Below are 22,538 nucleotides of genomic sequence, written 5' to 3' on the forward strand. Positions count from 1 at the left end.
GCCATCATTCTGTTCCTCCATCATGATGTGCTCTCCTGTCAGTGCTTCACTCAGAAAGACTGTTCCCTTTTTACCCATGAAGAGTGTCCCCCTCGATTTCACCTTATGGACTGTCGCACCTGACGGGTAAACGTACTCCGGTATCCTGCCATCCCACTGCCGTTGCGACGGCTCCCATACGGTCCCGGGAGTCACCCCGCCCAGCGCTTCATGCGGCCTTTCATGATTAAATTCTTCCCGGTAAGCGCTGAACCACAGCTGCTGCTCTTCCATCGTCATGAAAGTGTTGCCACAGTTCACCGCACTTTTCAGTGAACGATGCATGCGCTCATGGCGGCCATTTTCTTCCGGGTGCCCTTTTCTGATGCGCTCCGGCCTGATGCCCAGTTTGATTAGCCAGACTGCAAGACGACTTAACCCGGCTATCCCTGTTCCCGCAAAGGGCTGGCCGTTATCTGTCCTGAGCACCGCTGGCAGACCATATTCCAGGAACGCCTCTGTCAGGCACGTCCTGACGAAGGGCTCGCTCTCCCGGGCGGTGGCCCTGCAGCTCAGCAGATACCGGCTGTGATTGTCGGTCAGGGTGAAGGGGTGACAGTATTCCCGGCTCAGTAACCTGAACTTACCTTTAAAGTCAGCGCTCCAGACCTGATTGTTTTCACTGATAGTGGTCAGCGGCTGGCGGTTGCCCGGCGTTCTGCGTCTGCGCTTTTTATCCTGGACCAGGCCCTCACGCCTGAGGATATCGCCGATAGTGCTGGCTGCCGGTACGGTAAAATCAACCCCATGATTGAGGTACCACATCCTCAGTTTCTTGGGGCCCCAGTCAGGATGCCTGTGCCGCAGGGCGATCAGATGACTGGCGATATCGTCCGGGACCGTCCGGGAATGAGAACGGGGAGCGCGTGAGCGATCTGCGAGAGAAGAGAGATCGGAAGGGTCGAACCGTTCAAGCCATTTATAGCCGGTTTTCCGGCTGATGCCGAAAAGCCGGCACAGGGCTGAAAGGGAGTCCGTGCCTGCATGGCAGGCACGGATAAAATCAAGGCGTTGCATAGGTCGGGTCTCAGTCCAGGGCATAGCGAGTCTCCTCTTCTATGCCAGTTATAACTGTTACCCATGTATCCGGTCTAAAGTGTTACCCATGTTTCCGGTTCATACCCTTTGCTTACCGGGCCTACACTCGTCAGTAGGTCAGGTAAGCAAAGCGCCACCTGACAACACAAACCGCACCTTAGTGCGCGTCAATAAACACAATCTTCAGCACAAACAGCAGCGCCACGACAATCACGCACGGGCTGAGTTCGCGCAGGCGACCGGTACCGATCTTCATCACGCAGTAAGAGATAAAGCCCAGCGCGATACCTTCGGTAATCGAGAAGCTGAACGGCATCATCACCGCGGTAATAAACGCTGGCACCGCTTCGGTTAAATCGTCCCACTTCACGCGCGCCAGGCTGGACGTCATCAGCACGCCAACATAAATCAGCGCGCCGGCTGCCGCATACGGAGGCACCATGCCCGCCAGCGGAGAGAGGAAGATCACCAGCAGGAACAGCAGGCCGACGACAACCGCCGTCAGGCCGGTACGGCCGCCCACGGAGACGCCGGAAGAGGATTCAATGTAAGCGGTAACAGACGAGGTGCCGATGAAAGAGCCGGCGACGGAGGAGACGCTGTCCACAAACAGCGCCTGCTTCATGCGCGGGAACTTGCCTTTCTCATCCGCCAGACCCGCTTTGTCGGTCACGCCGATCAGCGTTCCGGAGGAGTCGAACAGGTTTACCAGCATGAACGAGAAAATCACGCCTGCCAGACCGAGGTTCAGTGAACCAGCCAGGTCTACGTGACCAATCACGGTCGACACGCTCGGCGGCGCAGAGACGATGCCGCTGTAGTGAACGTCACCCAGCATCCATCCCAGCAGAGTAGTGACGATAATCGATACCAGCACCGCAGCGTGAATGTTGCGCGACGCCAGAATGGCGATGATAAAGAAGCCGAGCACGCCCAGCAGCACGCTGTGGGAGGTCAGGTTGCCAATGCTCACCAGGGTTTCCGGGTTCGCCACGATCACACCGGCGTTTTTCAGCCCCATCATGCCGATGAACAGGCCGATACCGCTGGTGATGCCCACGCGCAGGCTCACCGGGATATTCGCAATCATCCAGTAGCGCACGCGGAAAATGGTCAGCAGCAGCAGGCCAATCGCGCCCCAGAAGATGGCGCCCATACCAACCTGCCACGGCAGACCCATCGCCTGAACTACCACGAACGCGAAGAACGCATTCAGGCCCATTGCCGGTGCCAGTGCGACCGGCAGGTTAGCGAACACGCCCATCAGAATGCTGCCAAGCGCAGCGATCAGGCAGGTCGTCACGAAGACGGCGCTGGTATCCATGCCAGCCACGCCCAGAATTTGCGGGTTAACAAAAACGATATAGACCATCGTCAGGAAGGTAGTAAAACCGGCGATCACTTCGGTGCGTGCCGTTGTGCCGTGCTCGCGCAGTTTAAACACGCGCTCAAGCAGACCCTGACCAGATGTCTGGGTAGTGTGTTGTTGACTCATCATCAATTTCCGAACAAGGAGGGAAAATTCGTCGCTATCCTATACCAAAATGCGACAATAAGGGCGGTTACGGGATACTTTTTTTCATTGATTTTGCTTATACGGCAACGATTGCGTCTCGTAAATCTGCAGTACGTAAACGTTAAACTTGTTAAAAGGGAAAGGCATGTCCGGAATTGAAGCGGTATTTTTCGACTGCGACGGTACGCTGGTCGACAGTGAGGTCATTTGTTCCCGCGCGTATGTCGCCATGTTCCAGGAATTTGGCATTACGCTCGATCTCGACGAAGTGTTCAAACGCTTTAAGGGCGTCAAGCTCTACGAGATCATCGACATCATTAACGCAGAGCACGGCACGGATCTGGCGAAAGCGGATCTGGAGCCGGTGTACCGCGCCGAGGTCGCACGCCTGTTCGACTCAGAGCTGGAGGTTATTCCCGGCGCGAATGCGCTGCTGGATGCGATGACGGTGCCCATCTGCGTGGTCTCCAACGGACCGGTCAGCAAAATGCAACATTCGCTCGGCAAGCTGGAGATGGTGCATCACTTCCCGGAAAAATTGTTCAGCGGCTACGATATCCAGCGCTGGAAGCCCGATCCGGCCCTGATGTTCCATGCGGCAAAGGCGATGAACGTGAACGTGGAGAACTGCATTCTGGTGGATGATTCCTCTGCAGGGGCGCAGTCGGGGATTGATGCAGGAATGGAGGTGTTTTACTTCTGTGCCGATCCGCACAACAAGCCGATCGATCATCCTAAAGTGACGACCTTTACCGACCTGGCGCAGCTGCCAGCGTTGTGGAAGGCTCGCGGGTGGGATATTACTCGCTGAAAAAACAAAGCCGGATGGCGCTAACGCTTATCCGGCCTACATGGCTCGTAGGCCCGGTTAGCGCAGCGCCACCGGGCATTTTAGTGCCGATCACTCTTTCGGATCTTTCCCCGCCAGCAGCTTGTCCAGCTCGTCGCCGCCCACGTGACGGAAATCCTGACCTTTCACGAAGTAGAAGATGTATTCACAGATGTTCTGGCAGCGGTCGCCGATACGCTCGATGGAGCGTGCGCAGAACAGGGCGGTCAGTACGCTTGGGATCGTCCGCGAATCTTCCATCATGTAGGTCATCAGCTGGCGCACGATGCCTTCGTACTCCTGGTCGACTTTCTTGTCTTCACGGTAGATACGCACTGCTTCGTCCAGATCCATACGCGCAAAGGCATCCAGCACGTCGTGCAGCATCTGCACGGTGTGGCGGCCCAGCGACTCCAGGCTGACCAGCAGCGGCTGGTGCTGCTGGGAGAATTTCTCCAGCGCGGTACGGCAGATTTTATCGGCCACGTCGCCAATACGTTCCAGCTCGGCGATGGTTTTGATGATCGCCATCACCAGACGCAGGTCGCTCGCCGTTGGCTGGCGCTTGGCAATAATGCGCACGCAGGCCTCGTCGATGGCCACTTCCATCATGTTGACGTTCTGATCGCCGGCGATAACGCGCTTCGCCAGCTCGCTGTCCTGGTTGTGCATGGCAGTGATCGCATCAGAAAGCTGCTGCTCCACCATGCCACCCATGGTCATCACCTGAGTGCGGATGCTTTCCAGCTCTGCGTTGAACTGGCCGGAAATGTGTTTATTAAGATTGAGGTTGTCCATGGTTCACTCCAAATCAACCGTAGCGGCCAGTAATATAATCTTCAGTTTGTTTCTTCGCGGGGCGGGTGAACAGCGCATCCGTATCGCTAAACTCAATCAGCTCGCCCAGGTACATAAACGCCGTGTGATCGGAGCAACGCGCAGCCTGCTGCATGTTGTGGGTCACGATAACCACGGTGTAATCCTGCTTCAGCTCGGTGATCAGCTCTTCAATGCGGCCCGTGGAGATAGGGTCCAGCGCGGAACACGGCTCATCAAGCAGCAGCACTTCCGGGCGGATGGCGATGCCCCGCGCAATGCACAGACGCTGCTGCTGACCGCCGGAGAGAGAGTAACCGCTCTGGTGTAACTTATCTTTGGTTTCGTTCCACAATGCGGCCTTGGTCAAGGCCCACTGCACGCGCTCGTCCATATCGGCACGGGAGAGCTTTTCAAACAGGCGCACGCCAAACGCGATGTTGTCATAAATCGACATCGGGAACGGCGTCGGTTTCTGGAACACCATGCCCACTTTCGCGCGCAGCAGGGCGATATCCTGGGCGTGGGTCAAAATGTTTTCCCCGTCCAGGATGATTTCACCTTCAGCGCGCTGCTCCGGATAGAGCGAATACATCTTGTTAAAGGTACGCAGCAGGGTAGATTTACCGCAGCCGGACGGACCGATGAATGCCGTGACCTGGTTCTTCGCGATATCCAGGTTGATGTTCTTCAGGGCATGGAATTTGCCGTAGTAGAAGTTCAAATCACGAACCTGAATCTTACCCGGGGCAGTATCAACCATACTCATTGACTCATTTCCTCATTCGGCGCCGCGATGTGCCGCGCCGTAAAAATTTAACCGTGTTTCTTCTTCGCGAAAATGACGCGCGCCAGAATGTTCAGCAACAGTACGCAAAGGGTGATGATCAGCACCCCGGCCCACGCCAGCTGCTGCCATTCCGCGAATGGGCTCATCGCAAATTTAAAGATCGTCACCGGCAGGTTGGCGATCGGCTGCATCATGTCCGTGCTCCAGAACTGGTTCGAGAGCGACGTAAACAGCAGCGGAGCCGTTTCCCCGGCGATACGTGCCACCGCCAGCAGGATACCGGTCATGATCCCGGAGATAGACGCTTTGAGCGTAATCGCGGAGATCATCTTCCATTTCGGCGTCCCCAGTGCGTAAGCCGCTTCGCGCAGGCTATCCGGCACCAGTTTCAGCATGTTCTCGGTAGTGCGGATGACGATAGGCACCTGCAGCAGCGCCAGCGCAATCACGCCTGCCCAGCCGGAGAAGTGTTCCATCTGCGCCACCACAACGGTGTAAACGAACAGACCAACGACGATAGACGGCGCAGACAGCAGGATGTCATTGATGAAGCGAATGACTTCAGCCAGCCAGGATTTGCGGCCATACTCCGCCAGATAAATCCCCGCCATGATGCCCAGCGGCGTACCAAAGACCGTCGCCCAGAGGGTCAGCAGGCCGCTGCCCGCCAGGGCGTTTGCCAGACCACCGCCCGCCGTATTGGGCGGCGGCGTCATTTCGGTGAACAACGCCAGAGACATGCCGTCGATGCCGCGGGTAATGGTCGACATCAGGATCCAGATCAGCCAGAACAGGCCGAACGCCATCGTCGCCATGGAGAGCGTCAGCGCAATACGGTTTTTGAAGCGGCGCTTCGCCTGCATTTTGCGGCGGGATTCTGCCAGCGCTGGGCTGCTTTGCATTTCGAGCGTTGCCATTAGCGTGCCCCCTCATTTTTAGCGAGACGCATAATCATCAGCTTGGAAATCGCCAGAACGATGAAGGTGATAACAAACAGGATCAGCCCCAGCTCCATCAGCGCCGCCACGTGCAGCCCGGATTCGGCTTCGGCGAATTCGTTTGCCAGCGCAGAGGTAATGCTGTTACCCGGCATGAACAGCGATACGCTGTCGAGCTGGTAGGTGTTACCGATAATAAAGGTGACCGCCATGGTTTCACCCAGCGCGCGGCCCAGGCCCAGCATAATGCCGCCGATGACACCATTTTTGGTGAACGGAAGAACGATGCGCCAGATGACTTCCCAGGTGGTGCAGCCGATGCCGTAGGCCGACTCTTTCATCATCACCGGGGTTTGCTCGAAGACATCGCGCATTACCGCCGCAATGTACGGAATAATCATGATGGCGAGGATCACGCCTGCCGCCAGAATACCGATACCAAACGCCGGGCCAGCGAACAGGGCACCAACAAACGGGATGGTGGAGAGAACGTTGCCGACCGGCTCCTGGAAGTAGGTCGCGAACAGCGGCGCAAAGATAAACAGGCCCCACATGCCGTACACGATACTGGGGATCGCGGCCAGCAGTTCAATGGCGATACCCAGCGGACGACGCAGCCAGCCTGGCGCCAGCTCCGTCAGGAACAGGGCGATACCAAAGCTCACCGGAACCGCAATCAGCAGGGCGATAAACGAGGTCACCAGCGTGCCGTAAATCGGCACCAGCGCACCGTAGATGTCGTTTGGCGCATCCCACTCTTTGGTCCACAGGAAGGAGAAACCGAATTTCTGGATGCTCGGCCATGAGGAGAAAATCAGAGACACGATAATGCCGCCCAGCAGCAATAGCACAATCAGCGCAGCCAGTCTGACCAGCGCGCTGAAAATCATGTCACCTTTTTTACCCGGAGGGTTAAATACAGGCTTGGTTGCAGCCATAAATTACTCTTCTGTTTGAAACGTCTTACGAATATGCCCGGTGGCGCTAACGCTTACCGGGCCTACAGGTGGAGCCGTAGGACGGGATAGCGTTAGCGCCACCCGCCATCTTCGTCAAAAATATCCTGTTAGTACAGCGCTTTACCGCTGCTGTCTTTCACGTTGGTTTTCCATGCAGCACGAATCTGCTCAACCACGCTGTCCGGCAGGCTGGCGTAATCCAGATCGTTCGCCTGTTTGCCGCCGTTTTTGTATGCCCAGTCGAAGAACTTCAGCACTTCAGCACCCTGCTCAGGTTTCTTCTGATCTTTGTGGACCAGAATGAAGGTGGTAGAGGTGATTGGCCAGGCGTCATCGCCTTTCTGGTTCGTCAGATCCTGAGCGAAGGATTTGCTCCAGTCAGCGCCTTTCGCGGCGTTAGCGAAGTTCTCTTCGGTCGGGCTAACCGGTTTGCCGTCCGCAGACATCAGTTTGGTATAGGCCAGGTTATTCTGCTTCGCGTAAGCGTACTCTACGTAACCGATGGAGCCCGGCAGACGCTGGACGAACGCGGCGATACCGTCGTTACCTTTGCCGCCCAGACCGGTTGGCCAGTTAACGGTAGAACCAGAACCGACTTTCGATTTCCACTCTTCGTTCACTTTCGCCAGGTAGCTGGTGAAGACGAAGGAGGTACCGGAACCGTCAGCACGACGCACCACGGCGATGTTCTGCGAAGGCAGTTTTACGCCCGGGTTCAGTTTGGTGATGGCTTCGTCATCCCATTTTTTGATTTTGCCGAGGTAGATATCACCCAGGGTTTTACCGTCCAGCACCAGCTCGCCAGACTTCAGGCCCGGGATATTCACCGCCAGCACCACGCCGCCAATCACGGTCGGGAACTGGAACAGGCCTTCCTGCGCCAGCTTGTCATCAGACAGCGGAGCATCGGACGCGCCGAAATCGACGGTGTTTGCGGTAATTTGTTTTACGCCACCGGAGGAGCCGATACCCTGATAGTTAACCTTGTTGCCGGTTTCTTTCTGGTAGGTATCCGCCCATTTGGCATACACCGGCGCAGGGAAGGTTGCACCCGCGCCTGTCAGGCTTGCTGCTGCAAAGGCAGAGAAAGCGCTCAGAGATAAGGTCGCGGCGACAACAGTTGCGACAGTGGTACGCATAACTTTCATAATGTCTCCTGCAAGGATTTCGTAAATCATTGTTTAAGTGGCTACGATGAGCAAAATAGGACAAACAGGTGACAGATAAATGTACGAAATATGACAGTTTTATGACAATGGAAAACGCATGTTTAACACGATGAAAAATAACAGTATTAATTCATGGCGCGGTCATTTTTTTGTCATATTTTTTTGAGAGACGGTAACGCTGAGAGGACAAATATGACAACGGCTGTCATAAACAGCCGTTGAGACATCAGTTGATGATTTCTATCGTGAGCGTCGCCGTTGCGGAGAACGGCCCCGGCTGAGGTTTGGCCCCGGTGGCGCTGGCTGGCGCACCTGAAAAAGTGAGCGTGCCCTGCATATCACCCAGTGTCTCGGGGGATTGCGTCGTTTCAGCCGCAAGTTCCCCGCCGTTAACATTCACTTCTTTGTCCCGCTTATCGTAAATTTTAATGCCGACATCCGGATTATTTGTCGCAACCATGGTGCCATCCGGGCTTGAGCCAGAGGCCTGTATCGTGGCCCCGAGTAGGTCGAGAGTAAACATATTTGAGCATTTAATATTCACTTTCCGCGTGATCTTATGCCGCTTCAACGCCTCGCCTTTTACAGAGGGAAACTCGGAAGCGAGGATTTTTTTGAAATCAAACATAATCGTCTGGCCTTCGTCTATTTCACAGGTTTGCGGAACCGTTAATGACCCTTCAACGATCACGTCAGAAATCACTTCATGCGAAACAGTAACAGGATCGATGGTGGCATAGATATTAGCCATAACCGTTCTCGGTATATTGACGACGCCCGTAAAATGCCTTTTGACGTATAAATAGATAATACCCGAGCCGCCGCTGTAAAAGGTGGTGGCTGAACTGATGCCGTCATGGCATCCGTAGTGCCCCCCCGTGTCATTAGGCATATGATCGAAGGGCACTGACACGTAGCCTTTTCCAAGAACGTAAACAATCAGGCCAATATCAAGCTGGGCGTTGAGATCGTAAAAATGCACGTTTCGTCTAACGGCAGTAGGCTTTAAGGAAGGATTAACGATACTGGTGATATAGGCATATTTATAGGTCTCGTTTTTTCCCGTCAGACAGTAGCACGTGCCTTTAAATGACAGTGTCCCGTTATCGATCATGATGTCTTCGAACATTCCGACAGAACTTGAAGTCCAACTGAGCTGTTTATTAAACTGGAAGTTATTGTGGTAAACGCCGTTATCCGGCACGCAGTACCCCGTCGGCGCGGACCGCGCAAAAAAAGCGGCAAAAAAAAGGGCTAAAAGCCAGAAGCGTGATTTCATTTTTATCCTTTATCGACAAATGACGGGAAGCTGGACAAGCCCAAAATCGGGTTGCTGGTGGATGACGTAATCGGCCCGGCAGATCTTGCCGTCGCTCAGGGTGAGGGTGAACTGACCGGTTTCCGGCATCCCTGCAAGGTAGAGTTCACCCCCATCGCCCACGATGCCCGTCACGCTGCCGGTAGGTAGCGTTGCGGTGCCCATCGCACCGAAGGGGGCTGGTTTGCCACTGGCCAGCGCAACGTTAAACAAAACCCGGTAGCCGATGTGCGTGACAAACTCAGCCTTAACCACCGCGCCGCGCGTGGGCACAAGCTGCTGTACGCTTTTCTCAAGCTCGATATTGCCGGACGTGAAGTCATTATTGCCAAGCGCGATACGGTTTTCGTCGTAAGGCGATAGCTGCGTTTTAACGGTATAACCGCGCCAGTCGGTCGCTACTCCATTTTCGTTATCAACAGACAGCCCGGCCGCTCCCGGCGCTTTTATCAGCGCCACGGTTTCGCCCATCTCCTGGGAGAAGGTGATCCCCTCAGAGTGGACCAGCACGCCGCCGCTGACGCCGTAGTTCACGCTTTGGCTTTCATCGCTCCAGGCATAGTTTGCCTTCATGGAACCATACGAAGCATCCCAGTTCAGGCCAGCGTTTCCGCCTGCGTTAGCGTTGTTTTCGTAATATGACTGCTGCAGGTTCCAGCTCAGGTTGTTATCTTCGAGCACGTTGCCGTTTAGCCCCACCTGGTGGGACGGGCTGCTGTGGCCGCTGTGAGCGTAGCTGTAGTTGGCGTAACTGTGCGGCAACCAGTCTGATAAGGGCAACGAGACGGAGAGCATAATCACATGCTCGCTTTCATCCTCATGCTGCCACTCTCCCACGCTGCTGCCCGCCGTATCGGTGTAGTTCCATGACAGGTTCCACACAATTTGCCGCCAGCTGTTGCTGTAGCCCACCTGAATCAGGCGCTCAACGTCATCCGTTTGCCAGTATTGCTCCCGGCTCAGCGTCAGATAAATGTTGCCGTAACTTTCCGTAAACGGCTGGGTCCAGGTGCCTTCAAGCCGGCTGCGACGGTTGCCCGTTTGCCAGAAGCTGTCGCTGTCGCCGTTACGCGAGGCCCATTCATCCAGCGTATAGAAGCCTTCCGTCGAATAGCGATAGCCAACGATACGCAGGCTGGTATTACTGACATCAAAGGTTTTGGAGTACAGAAAACGCCAGGATTGCCCCTGCGTTTGGTCGTCGGAAAAGCGTGAGTCAGCGTGGGTCACATCGATCGACACCGCGCCGATTTCGCCCAAATCTTTACCAAGGCCCGCCGCAAAGGCGGAATAATCTTCCGCCAGCTGGGTTCCGCCGTAGAGCGTCATCCCCCAGGGCATACCGCGCAGCATCTGCGCCTGCATCACGTCAGGTGAAAAACGATTATCGTTGCGATACTCGCCGACGCTGATATCCACATCCGTTTGGCCTTCGCGACGCAATATCGCCAGGGAAGCGTAAGGCTGCACAAAATGTTGTTCGCTGCCGTCTTCCTCTTTGATGGTGACGTCGAGGTCGCCGCCGCTGGAGGTGGTATTGAGATCGGTCAGCGCAAACGGCCCCTGCGGCACTGCCGACTGGTAAATCATGTATCCATTCTGGCGGATCGTCACCACGGCGTTCGATTTCGCCACGCCGCGAACGATGGGGGCAAACCCATTCATGCTGTCTGGCAGCATGTCGTTATCCGTATAAAGACGCACGCCACGGATCTGCGCGCTGTCAAAGAGGTCGTTCGCGGTCCAGGTGTCGCCTACCATAAACTGGCTGCGCAACGGTGCGATATCATGCTGTAAGTAAGTGCTTACTGAATGATAACTTCCGTGGCTGTTAACGGCATTGAGTGCACTGTAGTTGCGAAGCCGCCAGCCCCCCAGATTGATGCCGCTGCGCAGGTTAAGGTAGTAGAGATCGTCGCTGTTATAGTCTGACTTCAGGGTCTGCATGGTGGAAAAGTCATAGTTGAGCATCAGCGCATTGATGCCCTGATCCCAGCGCGACGGTGGAATGGCATCCCGAACCGACGCATCAAGATAGATTTGTGGCACAGAGACGTTAAGCGCCAGCTTTTCACCGTCGAATATCCATGCCGACCCCGGCAGCTCGGGGACGGCTTCACAGCGTTCGGCGTTGACGCGATCTAATGCTTTGATTGCGTCAACCTTCACCCCGAACCCGCTCAGCGTATTTTTTAAATCCGTGAAGCAAGGCGCAAGATCGCTCTGTTCATCTTTTCGCGAAAAAAGCACCTCGCGGCGCTCGACGAAACGGTCGTTGACATAGATATCGACTTTATATGTCCCCTCAGGAAGCGTGTGGGGGCGGTCAAACTGGCTAATGTCGATATCAACGGGCTGATCCAACTCCAGCAAACGGGTATTGAATAAGGCCTCTTTGGCAGAAACCAGATGCGGATAGCCCGCCCACACGGCGATAAGCGGTAAAAAAGACAAACGAGAAAGCTTCAACGTATACCGTCCCATCTGCATTAAAGAGGTTGCCTGATAGCGTCGCTGATTGCGCCATAATCACTGATACAGTGCCATGTGAGGGTCTTTCCCAATGCGTCTGCGGGTAAGGCTATCTGTAGCGTGTCGAACGGTTTAATCATTGCCAGCTCAAGCGGTTTACCATCCACCGCAACGTCAATCACATTGATATGAATCGGCGTTGGATTGGTCACCACCAGCATTTTTCCCTGTCGCTGCCATTTCACTTTTTGGCTTGCCGTCTCCGGTTTTTCATTAATGCCCGCAGGACGCCAGAAAAGTTTGATCCGGGTTTTAATGGCTATCTCAAGTTTGCTGCCTTCTTTATCGGGCGACGGGGGTATATTTTTTACGTTTAGCCAAAACACCGACTCCCGATCGGACGGTAATTCACCTTTGGTTTTGATAATGCGTAATACGCGCTCTTGCTTTGGCTCAAGACGAGAAACAGGAGGAATGACGGTAAACGGCGGTTTATCCTTACCTTGTCCGGTAAAAGGCTCAATCCACGTCTGAAGCAGATAAGGGATCGCAGCATCTTTATTGAGCACCGAAAGCGTGGTGTCAGCGCTCTCGCCTTTAAAGATAACCCGAGTGCCGCCGATAATTATCCCAGACCAGCACGGTGAAATACCAAAAGATAAAAACAGAGAGAGAAATAATATTATACGGCGCCGACGCATGTTACATCCTATATCAGGCCTGGCAGTTTTTTAGATGCAGTGGCCCAACCTTGCCAGGCCTGTTTACATTACAAACAGTGAAGGAAAAGATTAATTGCTGTAGCTGATCGTGAATTCAGAATCCGCGTTAGCTAAACCTGCCGTAACGGTAGATGAAGTTGCGATATAGCGAGCCATAAACGGCAGAGAAGCCGAGCCTTCAGCGCTAATATCCGCCGTTTTAGACTGGTTATACAGCTTCAGCAGGCTGTTGTCGGCGCGGTTATAAATCGCAATCGCCACACCCGCTGCGCCGCCGTTGTTCAGCTTCAGGTAACCATCACCGTCTTCAGTGCCGTCAAAGCGCGCATTGGCTTTTTTGTAGGTTTGCGGACAATTGACCAGGTCGATCTGGAATGCCTGAACGGAAGCCGTAGAGCCAACGTCGGTAAAGGTCGATTTATTTACCTTACCCAAATCGACGTTCTGATCTTTGGTTCCCGTTGAGACTTCGCACGTGCTTTCAATAATCTCGCCGGTAAAGTGTACAATCCCATTTGACGCAAACGTCTGCGACGTCAGTAATAAAGAGGAAACAAGTAACGCTCGCTTAAAAATATGTCCATTCATTACAATACCATCCATTATAAATAAAGATATATTATTTCCATGACAAATAATGTCAAAATGTTGAAGCGCGTGTATTAAACGCCTTAAAAAATAAAATAACAAGCAGAAATAATATTTTGATAATTACCAAGGGGCAAATAATGGAATATTTTAGGGTGAGATTTTGGCTAAATATAATATTATTTAGCGGTATATCAGGGCGGGCATAATACAGATGTTCTTTAACTTTTATTTATACAGAGATCGACTTTCAGAATATATTTATATATTGATCAATAAATAGCCCCGTAATCATAGATTTACGAGGCTATTACATTTCAATATATTGAATTATTCAACGGTAACCGATTTTGCCAAATTGCGCGGCTGGTCAACGTCAGTGCCTTTGATCAGCGCAACGTGATAGGCCAGAAGCTGCAGCGGAACGGTGTAGAAGATTGGGGCAATAACCTCTTCCACATGCGGCATGTCGATGATGTGCATATTGTCGCTGCTGGTGAAACCGGCATCTTTATCAGCGAAGACGTACAGGACGCCGCCACGGGCGCGTACTTCTTCGATGTTCGATTTCAGTTTTTCCAGCAGTTCGTTGTTAGGTGCCACAACGATAACCGGCATATCCGCGTCAATCAGCGCCAGCGGGCCGTGTTTCAGCTCACCCGCCGCGTAGGCTTCCGCATGGATATAAGAGATCTCTTTCAGCTTCAGCGCGCCTTCGAGCGCGATCGGATACTGATCGCCACGGCCAAGGAACAGCGCATGATGTTTGTCAGAGAAATCTTCCGCCAGAGCTTCAATGCGTTTGTCCTGAGACAACATCTGTTCGATACGGCTCGGCAACGCCTGCAGGCCGTGAACAATATCATGCTCAACGGACGCATCCAGACCTTTCAGACGCGCCAGTTTCGCCACCAGCATCAGCAGAACGGTCAGCTGCGTGGTAAAGGCTTTGGTGGAAGCCACGCCGATTTCGGTGCCTGCTTTGGTCATCAGGGCCAGATCGGATTCACGCACCAGCGACGAGCCGGGCACGTTACAGATGGCCAGAGAACCCAGGTAGCCCAACTCTTTAGAGAGACGCAGCGCCGCCAGGGTGTCCGCCGTTTCCCCGGACTGGGAAAGGGTGATCATCAGGCTGTTTTTGCGCACCGCGGATTTGCGATAGCGGAATTCAGAGGCGATTTCCACGTCGCACGGCACGCCCGCCAGGGATTCAAACCAGTAACGCGACACCATACCGGAGTTGTAGGAGGTGCCGCAGGCGACGATCTGGATGTGCTCAACGTTGCTAAGCAGGTCGTTGGCGTGTGCGCCCAGCTCGCTCAGATCTACCTCGCCGTGGCTGATGCGCCCGGTCAGGGTGTTTTTGATGGCGTTAGGCTGCTCGTAGATCTCTTTCTGCATGTAGTGGCGGTAAGCGCCTTTGTCGCCCGCGTCGTACTGCAGGTTAGATTCGATCTCGGTGCGTTTGACCTGCGCGCCAGTGGTGTCGAACACGGTTACGCTACGGCGCGTCACTTCCGCGATATCGCCCTCTTCGAGGAAGATGAAGCGGCGGGTCACCGGCAGGAGCGCCAGCTGATCGGAGGCGATAAAGTTTTCACCCATCCCCATACCGATAACCATCGGGCTACCGGAACGCGCAGCCAGCAGCGTGGACGGGTCGCGGGAATCCATGATCACCGTACCGTATGCCCCGCGAAGCTGAGGGATAGCGCGCAGCACCGCTTCACGCAACGTGCCGCCCTGCTCCAGCTCCCAGTGGACGAGGTGAGCAATCACTTCGGTATCGGTTTCAGAGACGAAGGTATAGCCGCGCGCTTTCAGGGTTTCGCGCAGCGGTTCGTGGTTTTCGATAATGCCGTTATGCACCACCACAATGTGTTCAGACACATGCGGGTGCGCGTTACCTTCAGACGGCTCGCCGTGGGTCGCCCAGCGAGTATGGGCGATACCGGTACCACCGTGCAGCGGATGTTCTTCCGCGGCCTGGGCCAGCATCTGCACTTTACCGAGACGACGCAGACGGGTCATATGACCTGCTTCATCCACCACAGCCAGACCAGCAGAGTCATAGCCACGGTATTCCAGACGACGTAAACCTTCGAGAAGGATTTCAGCAATATCACGCTGCGCAACTGCGCCAACAATTCCACACATAGTTTTAGATTCCGAATTTAGGCATGATGCCTGCGTTGTCGCTGACCTGTATTTACCCTACGTCTTTCACGCTGCGGCTGCGTTGGCTTCTCGTACTCGCCACGGTCACTTACTTAATTAAGCTCCCATGGACTCATACGCTTGCCGCCTTGCCACAACGCGAAATCCTTTGGGTAACGCCCTTTCCGGGCACCCCGAGCCTTGTAGAGAGTGGGGTTATAGTTATGGGTGCTGCTTGTGGGGGGAGATATATATTTATCTCCTCACCCGGGTTTGCCTGATGACGGCTACGCCTTATCAGGCCGACTCAATCACAGGGCGGGTAAGCGTAGCGCCACCCGCCTTGTTGTTACTTCTTCTTCACCGGGCGTTTCCAGCCCTGCTTGTGAACCTGCGGTACGCGGCTCAACACTAACTCGTTATCCGCTACGTCTCGCGTTACGGTTGTTCCGGCAGCAATGGTCACGCCGTTACCCACGGTGACGGGTGCGACCAGCTGCGTGTCGGAGCCGACAAACACGTCATCGCCGATAATGGTTTTAAACTTATTGGCACCGTCATAGTTACAGGTGATGGTGCCTGCACCAATGTTCACGTTATCGCCAATTTCCGCATCGCCCAGGTAGGTCAAATGACCGGCTTTGGAGCCTTTACCCAGACGCGCTTTTTTCATCTCGACGAAGTTGCCTACGTGAGCGCCTTCCATCAACTCTGCGCCAGGACGCAGGCGCGCGAAGGGACCGATGGTGCAGGCCGCCTCAAGGTGGGCATCTTCCACGACGCTGTACGGGCTGATTTCGCAGTCGTCACCGATAACGCTGTTTTTAATCACGCAGCCAGCGCCAATTTTGACGCGGTTGCCAAGCTGAACCTGGCCTTCAAGGATAACGTTAGTATCAATTTCAACATCACGCCCGTGTGCCAGGGTGCCGCGCAGGTCGAAACGCGCCGGATCGCGCAGCATCACGCCCGCCAGCAGCAGCTTTTCAGCCTGCTCGGCCTGATAAATACGCTCGAGGCGGGAAAGCTGCAGGCGGTTATTCACGCCATCCGTTTCGCTGATGCGCGCCGGATGTACGGCGGCAATCTCGCGGCCTTCCTGATACGCCATCGCAATGATATCTGTGATGTAGTATTCACCCTGTGCATTGTTGTTATTGAGCTTAGAGAGCCAGCGCTTCATGTCTGCGCCATTGGCAATCAGGATACCGGTATTGATTTCCTGAATTTTACGCTGCTCATCGCTGGCATCTTTGTGCTCCACGATACCGGTGACGTTGCCGTTTTCACGGGTAATACGGCCATAGCCCGTTGGATCGTCGAGTACCACGGTTAACAGACCGATGCCGCCCTGCGGTTTGGCTTCACGCAGGCGGGTTAAGGTTTCAACAGAGATCAGCGGAACATCGCCGTAGAGCATCAGGATATCTTCGTCATCGCCGAAGAACGGTGCCGCCTGCTGCATGGCGTGGCCCGTACCCAGCTGTTCTGCCTGAAGGACCCAGTTGAGCTTGTCGTCACGCAGCGTCTCTTTCAGCAGATCGCCGCCGTGACCGTACACCAGATGGACCTGGCGAGCGCCAACTTCATTCGCGGCATCAATGACATGCTGCACCATTGGCTTTCCTGCCAGCGTGTGCAACACCTTAGGAAGATCGGAATACATGCGGGTGCCTTTACCAGCGGCAAGGATGACCACGCTCATCGTATTGTTCAACATACGCGTCCTGACTGTAATTTAAGTGAGAAGTAAAACCCTTTGACGTTGAAAATTCTACATATTTTGCATCATGAAATGGAGTGGTGCGAAAACGTTCAACATCTGCCAATAACGGCTATTTGAGGCCGATTTTAAGGGGAGAGTAAATCACTTTTACTCTGGAAAATAGCATTCTCTCGGTAAGTCGCTAACCCACACAATAGCTTAGCTATTTTTTTGGATCATGAATAAAGATCTGTTTAAAACAAAACACTGTTTTAAATATTCAATAGTGTGACGATTAAAAAAGAAACAACGTTTCAACTTGATGATAATGGCGCTCAATTATCAATCAGGAGAATAAGATGAACGCTTACCTACCTCTGTCCCTTATGATCTGTTGCGCCTTTGCGGCCACGGCGGCGGAACAGCCCGTCTGGAAAGCCATTACGTTCGGGCAGTCTACCGATCTGAATTTTTCATCCAACGTCTTAGCGGAAAAAATCGGCGTTAACGATGTCACCCTTGACGGGAAAACGCTGACGTCGCAGGAGACGGCGGACCTGTCAAAACCGATTACGATCGAGAGCCGCGGCGGTAAAATTGCGAACGCCCACGACGGCTTAACGTTTTTCTACACCGAACTGCCGGCAAAAGAGAATTTCGTCTTACAGGCTACCGTTCGGGTAGATCAATTCGGCCCGGAAAACGGGGCCAAACCGGCGGCACAGGAAGGCGCGGGGCTTATGGTGCGTGATATTCTCGGCGTGCCGCGCCAGCAGCCGCTAAAGGAAGGCTATGAGGAATTCCCGGCGGCGTCGAACCTGGTGATGAATGCCATCATGACGCAGGATAAAAAAGATCATCATCGGGTAAAACTGCAGGCCATAACGCGCGAGGGGATTTCGCATCCGTGGGGCGATGCCGGGGCGGCGATAAACAAGCAGAGCTACAAGGAAGAGATTGATATCACCCAGACGCCGGCATTCCGGTTAAAACTGGTGCGCACTAATGACGGGTTTATCACCGCGTGGGCACCGGCAGGCAGCGACGCGTGGATAAGCAAAAGCGTGCCGCGCGCCGACCTGATCGCCGTGCAGAATCAAAACAGCTACTACGTGGGCTTCTTCGCCTCGCGGAATGCCAAAATTACCGTCTCCGATGCCTCTCTCACCACCTCTGAAGCCAGTACGGTGGCCTCGGAACCCTGGCAGGCAAAAGCCCTTCCCGTTGTGGTGCAGCGCGCCTCTGCCAGCAAAAGCGCTTCGGAACGCTATCTTGTTCAGGCACGAGCGAATTACGACGGCGTTTTCAGCGTCAGACAAAATGAAGTGGTGATCGGGAGTGATAAACAGGTGAAAGCCGGTGAGATGTACGTCGTTCCCACAACGTTGACGCAAAATGCGACTTTTAGCCTGACGTTTACCCCCACCAGCGGCACGCCCGTGCAGCAGGCGTTTAGCGTGGAAAAGGTGAACGGCATTGAGCCTGCGGTGATTCACGTTTCCCCTGAAGGCAAAGCAGACGGGCAGGGCACACCAGCATCCCCCATGGCTTTCGCCACCGCTATAAGTATGGTTTCGCCGGGCGGCAAGATTATCCTGGCAGCGGGAGATTATCCCCGGACTGAAATCCCGCTCACGGCCAGCGGCAGTGAGGGAAAAATGACCTTATTGCAGGCAAAAGGCAAAGCCGTCATTCATGGTTTGCTGGTGAATGCGAACTACTGGCACATCAAGGGCATTGAAGTCACGGATAAAAGCCTGCGGGTGCAGGGAAGCCACAATCTTATCGAAAAGGTTACGGCCTATCGCAACGACGATACCGGCATCCAGATCTCTTCCCCGGAAAATATTGGCCGCCCGCTGTGGGCCAGCTTCAATCGGGTCATCGATTCGGAATCCTGGGGCAATGAAGATCCCGGTAAAATCAACGCCGACGGGTTCGCGGTCAAAATGCGCGTCGGGGAGGGTAACCGGCTGGAGAACTGTTATGCCCACGACAACATCGACGATGGCTTTGACCTGTTCAACAAAATCGAAGACGGTGCCAACGGCGTTGTAACCATCGAAAATTCCCTTGCCCGCAACAACACCAGCAACGGGTTTAAACTCGGCGGTGAAGGACAGCCGGTGGCGCATGTCATCCGCAACAGTAAGGCCATCGGAAACCATCTGGACGGTTTTACCGACAACTTCAATCCGGGCGCGCTGGTGGTGGCCAATAACGTCGCGACAGACAATCAGCGTTTTAACTTTATCTTCCGCCCAAGCCCGTATGGCGATGCATCAACTCAGGGCGTTTTTACCGGCAATAAATCGGTCCGTACAGCGCCAGGCAAGTACGACGATGCGGTGGTGGGGAATATTGATGCGACGAACTATTTTATCGTGAAAGGAGAGAGCGTGAACAATAGCGGAGAGAGGCTGCCAGATGGCGCTTCGCTTATCACACAACGGTAAGCACGGCGCCACTCGGCATTCAGCGGATTAGTGGTTGAACGTACCGAAAGAAACGTTCATGTTGCTGAAAAGGGCGATGATTTTGTTGATCAGTTTCATGATGGCATCCTGATTTATTAAGGTTTATTTTGTGACACACTTCACAAAAAAGAAGTCTACGCCTCAATTTTTAACCGATCAACTTTTTTGTGATGTAAATCACAAAATAATAAAACACCTTTTCATTTTCGATTTTTCTGAAACGAAGGCATAAAAAAAGCCAGCCTGGTTGCCAGACTGGCTTTTGTGCTTTTCAAGCCGGTGTTACATCGCTTTTTTGGTCAACTCGATAACGCGCAGTTTGGCGATCGCTTTGGCCAGCTCCGCAGACGCCTGAGCGTAATCCACGTCACCATGAGAGCTGCTAATGTGCTCTTCAGCCTTACGCTTCGATTCCAGGGCTCGTGCTTCGTCGAGATCCTGGCCACGAATAGCGGTATCGGCCAGAACGGTCACACTGCCAGGCTGCACTTCGAGAATGCCGCCGGACAGATAGATAAACTCTTCGTGACCGAACTGTTTAACGATGCGGATCATACCAGGCTTAATGGCGGTGAGCAGCGGTGCGTGACCCGGGAAAATACCCAGTTCACCTTCACTACCCGTTACCTGGATTTTTTCGACCAGACCAGAGAACATTTGTTGCTCTGCGCTGACGACGTCCAGGTGGTAAGTCATTGCCATATCACCCTCCGATTAAGGCGTTAAAGTTTTTTGGCTTTTTCCACGGCTTCGTCGATGGAACCAACCATGTAGAACGCCTGCTCCGGCAGGTGATCGTATTCGCCTTCCATGATGCCTTTAAAGCCACGGATGGTGTCTTTCAGGGATACGTATTTACCTGGAGAACCGGTGAATACTTCCGCAACGAAGAACGGCTGGGACAGGAAGCGCTGGATCTTACGCGCACGTGCTACCACCAGTTTATCTTCTTCAGACAGCTCATCCATACCGAGGATGGCGATGATGTCTTTCAGTTCCTGGTAACGCTGCAGCAAGGACTGTACGCCACGCGCGGTGTCGTAGTGTTCCTGACCAACAACCAGTGGATCCAGCTGACGGCTGGTGGAGTCCAGCGGGTCAACGGCTGGGTAGATACCCAGAGACGCGATCTGACGGCTCAGTACCACGGTTGCATCTAAGTGCGCAAAGGTGGTGGCTGGTGATGGGTCAGTCAAGTCATCCGCAGGTACGTATACCGCCTGAACGGAGGTGATAGAACCGGTTTTGGTTGAGGTGATACGTTCCTGAAGAACACCCATCTCTTCCGCCAGCGTAGGCTGATAACCTACCGCTGAAGGCATACGACCCAGCAGTGCAGATACTTCGGTACCGGCCAGGGTGTAACGGTAGATGTTATCAACGAACAGCAGTACGTCACGACCTTCGTCACGGAACTTCTCAGCCATGGTCAGGCCGGTCAGCGCAACGCGCAGACGGTTTCCTGGTGGCTCGTTCATCTGGCCGTACACCAGGGATACTTTATCCAGAACGTTGGAGTCGGTCATTTCGTGGTAGAAGTCGTTACCCTCACGAGTACGTTCACCCACGCCCGCAAACACGGAATAACCGGAGTGCTCGATCGCAATGTTACGGATCAGCTCCATCATGTTTACGGTTTTACCTACACCCGCACCACCGAACAGACCGACTTTACCGCCCTTCGCGAACGGACACATCAGGTCGATAACTTTGATGCCGGTTTCCAGCAGTTCCTGAGAGCTGGACAGCTCTTCGTAGGAAGGTGCTGCGCGGTGGATAGCCCAACGCTCTTCTTCACCGATGTCGCCTTTCATGTCGATTGGTTGACCCAATACGTTCATGATACGACCCAATGTTGCTTTACCTACCGGGACTTCGATCGGGTGCTCAAGGTCTTTTACTTCCAGACCACGACGCAGACCGTCGGAAGAACCCATGGCGATAGTACGTACGATACCGCCGCCGAGCTGCTGCTGAACTTCCAGCACCAGGCTCTCGTTACCATTCTGTACCTCAAGAGCATCGTACACGCGCGGTACGGCATCCTGAGGGAATTCGACGTCAACCACGGCGCCGATTACCTGGACAATTTTTCCAGTAGCCATCTTGAATCCTCTACGAATTAACCTGGTTATACCGCGGATGCACCACCGACGATCTCGGTGAGTTCCTGAGTAATGCTGGCCTGACGAGCTTTGTTGTAAACCAACTGCAGCTCTTTAATCAGGCTGCCGCCATTGTCGGTCGCGGCTTTCATCGCCACCATACGTGCGGCCTGCTCGCTGGCCAGGTTTTCTACTACGCCCTGATAAACCTGTGATTCAACGTAACGACGCAGCAAGGTATCCAGCAGCGGTTTCGGATCGGGTTCATACAGGTAATCCCAGGCTTTTTGCTTCAGCTCGGTATCGTCTGATGCCGGTAATGGCAGCATCTGAGTGAGCGTTGGAACCTGAGACATGGTGTTAATAAATTTGTTGCTGACAACGTACAGTCTGTCCAGACGGCCTTCATCATAGGCCTGCAACATCACTTTAACCGGACCGATCAGTTCAGACAGGGACGGGTTATCACCCATACCGGTCACCTGAGCGACAATATTGCCACCAACGGAGTTAAAGAAAGAGACGCCTTTAGAGCCGATCATTGCGATATCGCACTGAACGCCTTTATCGGACCAGACTTTCATATCCGCCAGCAGTTTTTTGAACAGGTTAATGTTCAAGCCGCCACACAGACCACGGTCGGTCGACACCACCAGGTAGCCCACGCGCTTAACGTCGCGTTCTTCCAGGTAAGGGTGCTTATATTCCAGATTACCGTTTGCAAGGTGACCAATCACTTTGCGCATGGTATCTGCATAAGGACGGCTGGCCGCCATGCGATCCTGCGATTTACGCATTTTGGAAGCGGCGACCATCTCCATCGCTTTAGTGATCTTCTGCGTGTTCTGGACGCTTGCGATCTTACTACGTATCTCTTTTGCGCCGGCCATGAGCTTC

General features: G+C 53.9%; 18 protein-coding genes. 2 read left to right on the forward strand and 16 right to left on the reverse strand.

Features of this window, described 5'->3' with window-relative positions; genetic code table 11:
• Together ACWKX3_RS23475 and adeP are read right to left on the reverse strand one after the other, a co-directional pair.
• On the reverse strand, positions 1-1,080 hold a 1,080-nt coding region (locus ACWKX3_RS23475; RefSeq protein WP_454542605.1), incomplete at its 3' end, for a DDE-type integrase/transposase/recombinase.
• 154 nt (positions 1,081-1,234) lie between these two features.
• On the reverse strand, positions 1,235-2,572 hold the full coding sequence (gene adeP, locus ACWKX3_RS23480) for an adenine permease AdeP (RefSeq protein WP_140418817.1): 1,338 nt from the start codon (positions 2,570-2,572) through the stop codon (positions 1,235-1,237).
• A gap of 166 nt (positions 2,573-2,738) precedes the next feature.
• Between adeP and yieH the strand changes: the two genes are divergently transcribed.
• Positions 2,739-3,404 (forward strand): 6-phosphogluconate phosphatase, encoded by a 666-nt coding sequence (gene yieH / locus ACWKX3_RS23485; protein ID WP_006177576.1) that lies wholly within the window; start codon positions 2,739-2,741, stop codon positions 3,402-3,404.
• Positions 3,405-3,494: 90 nt separating this feature from the next.
• On the opposite strand, the gene phoU is transcribed toward yieH, so the two are convergent.
• The 11 genes from phoU to glmU form a co-directional block, all read right to left on the reverse strand.
• Complete coding sequence (phoU, locus tag ACWKX3_RS23490; RefSeq protein WP_006177575.1) at positions 3,495-4,220, reverse strand: phosphate signaling complex protein PhoU; 726 nt, start codon at positions 4,218-4,220, stop codon at positions 3,495-3,497.
• A gap of 13 nt (positions 4,221-4,233) precedes the next feature.
• The gene (gene pstB / locus ACWKX3_RS23495) at positions 4,234-5,007 is read right to left on the reverse strand and encodes a phosphate ABC transporter ATP-binding protein PstB (protein WP_006177574.1); all 774 of its coding nucleotides are present in this window, start codon (positions 5,005-5,007) and stop codon (positions 4,234-4,236) included.
• A 47-nt stretch (positions 5,008-5,054) separates the two neighbouring features.
• On the reverse strand, positions 5,055-5,945 hold the full coding sequence (gene pstA, locus ACWKX3_RS23500) for a phosphate ABC transporter permease PstA (RefSeq protein ID WP_454542606.1): 891 nt from the start codon (positions 5,943-5,945) through the stop codon (positions 5,055-5,057).
• Positions 5,945-6,904 (reverse strand): phosphate ABC transporter permease PstC, encoded by a 960-nt coding sequence (pstC, locus tag ACWKX3_RS23505; RefSeq protein WP_006177572.1) that lies wholly within the window; start codon positions 6,902-6,904, stop codon positions 5,945-5,947. Before pstC ends, pstA begins: the two co-directional genes overlap by 1 nt.
• Before the next feature lie 128 nt (positions 6,905-7,032).
• Positions 7,033-8,073 carry a phosphate ABC transporter substrate-binding protein PstS gene (gene pstS, locus ACWKX3_RS23510; protein WP_058609904.1) on the reverse strand — a complete coding sequence of 347 codons (1,041 nt, stop codon included), beginning with the start codon at positions 8,071-8,073 and terminating at the stop codon, positions 7,033-7,035.
• A gap of 247 nt (positions 8,074-8,320) precedes the next feature.
• Positions 8,321-9,373, reverse strand: a complete 1,053-nt coding sequence (locus ACWKX3_RS23515; protein ID WP_454542607.1) for a fimbrial protein — start codon at positions 9,371-9,373, stop codon at positions 8,321-8,323.
• Positions 9,374-9,382: 9 nt separating this feature from the next.
• Positions 9,383-11,902 (reverse strand): fimbria/pilus outer membrane usher protein, encoded by a 2,520-nt coding sequence (locus tag ACWKX3_RS23520; RefSeq protein ID WP_454542608.1) that lies wholly within the window; start codon positions 11,900-11,902, stop codon positions 9,383-9,385.
• On the reverse strand, positions 11,902-12,585 hold the full coding sequence (locus ACWKX3_RS23525; RefSeq protein ID WP_141113762.1) for a fimbrial chaperone: 684 nt from the start codon (positions 12,583-12,585) through the stop codon (positions 11,902-11,904). The genes ACWKX3_RS23520 and ACWKX3_RS23525 overlap by 1 nt, the downstream gene beginning before the upstream one ends.
• A 90-nt stretch (positions 12,586-12,675) precedes the next feature.
• Positions 12,676-13,194 carry a fimbrial protein gene (locus ACWKX3_RS23530; protein ID WP_454542609.1) on the reverse strand — a complete coding sequence of 173 codons (519 nt, stop codon included), beginning with the start codon at positions 13,192-13,194 and terminating at the stop codon, positions 12,676-12,678.
• A gap of 330 nt (positions 13,195-13,524) precedes the next feature.
• Positions 13,525-15,354: a glutamine--fructose-6-phosphate transaminase (isomerizing) gene (glmS, locus tag ACWKX3_RS23535; RefSeq protein ID WP_101738538.1), complete on the reverse strand. Its 1,830-nt coding sequence runs from the start codon at positions 15,352-15,354 to the stop codon at positions 13,525-13,527.
• Between the two features lie 349 nt (positions 15,355-15,703).
• Complete coding sequence (gene glmU / locus ACWKX3_RS23540) at positions 15,704-17,074, reverse strand: bifunctional UDP-N-acetylglucosamine diphosphorylase/glucosamine-1-phosphate N-acetyltransferase GlmU (RefSeq protein WP_006177565.1); 1,371 nt, start codon at positions 17,072-17,074, stop codon at positions 15,704-15,706.
• 344 nt (positions 17,075-17,418) lie between these two features.
• Here glmU and ACWKX3_RS23545 point away from each other — a divergent pair, with 344 nt between their 5' ends.
• Positions 17,419-19,515, forward strand: a complete 2,097-nt coding sequence (locus tag ACWKX3_RS23545) for a right-handed parallel beta-helix repeat-containing protein (protein ID WP_236348072.1) — start codon at positions 17,419-17,421, stop codon at positions 19,513-19,515.
• A 303-nt stretch (positions 19,516-19,818) separates the two neighbouring features.
• Here ACWKX3_RS23545 and ACWKX3_RS23550 read toward each other — a convergent pair whose 3' ends face one another.
• From ACWKX3_RS23550 to atpG, 3 genes are read right to left on the reverse strand one after another with little or no spacing between them, the layout of a single operon-like run.
• Positions 19,819-20,238: a F0F1 ATP synthase subunit epsilon gene (locus ACWKX3_RS23550; RefSeq protein WP_006177560.1), complete on the reverse strand. Its 420-nt coding sequence runs from the start codon at positions 20,236-20,238 to the stop codon at positions 19,819-19,821.
• A gap of 20 nt (positions 20,239-20,258) precedes the next feature.
• Positions 20,259-21,641 carry a F0F1 ATP synthase subunit beta gene (gene atpD / locus ACWKX3_RS23555; protein ID WP_006177559.1) on the reverse strand — a complete coding sequence of 461 codons (1,383 nt, stop codon included), beginning with the start codon at positions 21,639-21,641 and terminating at the stop codon, positions 20,259-20,261.
• 26 nt (positions 21,642-21,667) lie between these two features.
• Complete coding sequence (gene atpG, locus ACWKX3_RS23560) at positions 21,668-22,531, reverse strand: F0F1 ATP synthase subunit gamma (RefSeq protein ID WP_042321234.1); 864 nt, start codon at positions 22,529-22,531, stop codon at positions 21,668-21,670.
• Positions 22,532-22,538: the final 7 nt, after the last annotated feature.

The sequence above is a fragment of the Enterobacter sp. UPMP2052 genome, from assembly GCF_053709675.1.

What these genes read in the sequence shown, in the direction of transcription:
- adeP (WP_140418817.1), bottom strand. Translation starts at nt 2,572, where the DNA reads ATGAGTCAACAACACACTACCCAGACATCTGGTCAGGGTCTGCTTGAG.
- yieH (WP_006177576.1), top strand. Translation starts at nt 2,739, where the DNA reads ATGTCCGGAATTGAAGCGGTATTTTTCGACTGCGACGGTACGCTGGTC.
- phoU (WP_006177575.1), bottom strand. Translation starts at nt 4,220, where the DNA reads ATGGACAACCTCAATCTTAATAAACACATTTCCGGCCAGTTCAACGCA.
- pstB (WP_006177574.1), bottom strand. Translation starts at nt 5,007, where the DNA reads ATGAGTATGGTTGATACTGCCCCGGGTAAGATTCAGGTTCGTGATTTG.
- pstA (WP_454542606.1), bottom strand. Translation starts at nt 5,945, where the DNA reads ATGGCAACGCTCGAAATGCAAAGCAGCCCAGCGCTGGCAGAATCCCGC.
- pstC (WP_006177572.1), bottom strand. Translation starts at nt 6,904, where the DNA reads ATGGCTGCAACCAAGCCTGTATTTAACCCTCCGGGTAAAAAAGGTGAC.
- pstS (WP_058609904.1), bottom strand. Translation starts at nt 8,073, where the DNA reads ATGAAAGTTATGCGTACCACTGTCGCAACTGTTGTCGCCGCGACCTTA.
- ACWKX3_RS23515 (WP_454542607.1), bottom strand. Translation starts at nt 9,373, where the DNA reads ATGAAATCACGCTTCTGGCTTTTAGCCCTTTTTTTTGCCGCTTTTTTT.
- ACWKX3_RS23520 (WP_454542608.1), bottom strand. Translation starts at nt 11,902, where the DNA reads ATGCAGATGGGACGGTATACGTTGAAGCTTTCTCGTTTGTCTTTTTTA.
- ACWKX3_RS23525 (WP_141113762.1), bottom strand. Translation starts at nt 12,585, where the DNA reads ATGCGTCGGCGCCGTATAATATTATTTCTCTCTCTGTTTTTATCTTTT.
- ACWKX3_RS23530 (WP_454542609.1), bottom strand. Translation starts at nt 13,194, where the DNA reads ATGAATGGACATATTTTTAAGCGAGCGTTACTTGTTTCCTCTTTATTA.
- glmS (WP_101738538.1), bottom strand. Translation starts at nt 15,354, where the DNA reads ATGTGTGGAATTGTTGGCGCAGTTGCGCAGCGTGATATTGCTGAAATC.
- glmU (WP_006177565.1), bottom strand. Translation starts at nt 17,074, where the DNA reads ATGTTGAACAATACGATGAGCGTGGTCATCCTTGCCGCTGGTAAAGGC.
- ACWKX3_RS23545 (WP_236348072.1), top strand. Translation starts at nt 17,419, where the DNA reads ATGAACGCTTACCTACCTCTGTCCCTTATGATCTGTTGCGCCTTTGCG.
- ACWKX3_RS23550 (WP_006177560.1), bottom strand. Translation starts at nt 20,238, where the DNA reads ATGGCAATGACTTACCACCTGGACGTCGTCAGCGCAGAGCAACAAATG.
- atpD (WP_006177559.1), bottom strand. Translation starts at nt 21,641, where the DNA reads ATGGCTACTGGAAAAATTGTCCAGGTAATCGGCGCCGTGGTTGACGTC.
- atpG (WP_042321234.1), bottom strand. Translation starts at nt 22,531, where the DNA reads ATGGCCGGCGCAAAAGAGATACGTAGTAAGATCGCAAGCGTCCAGAAC.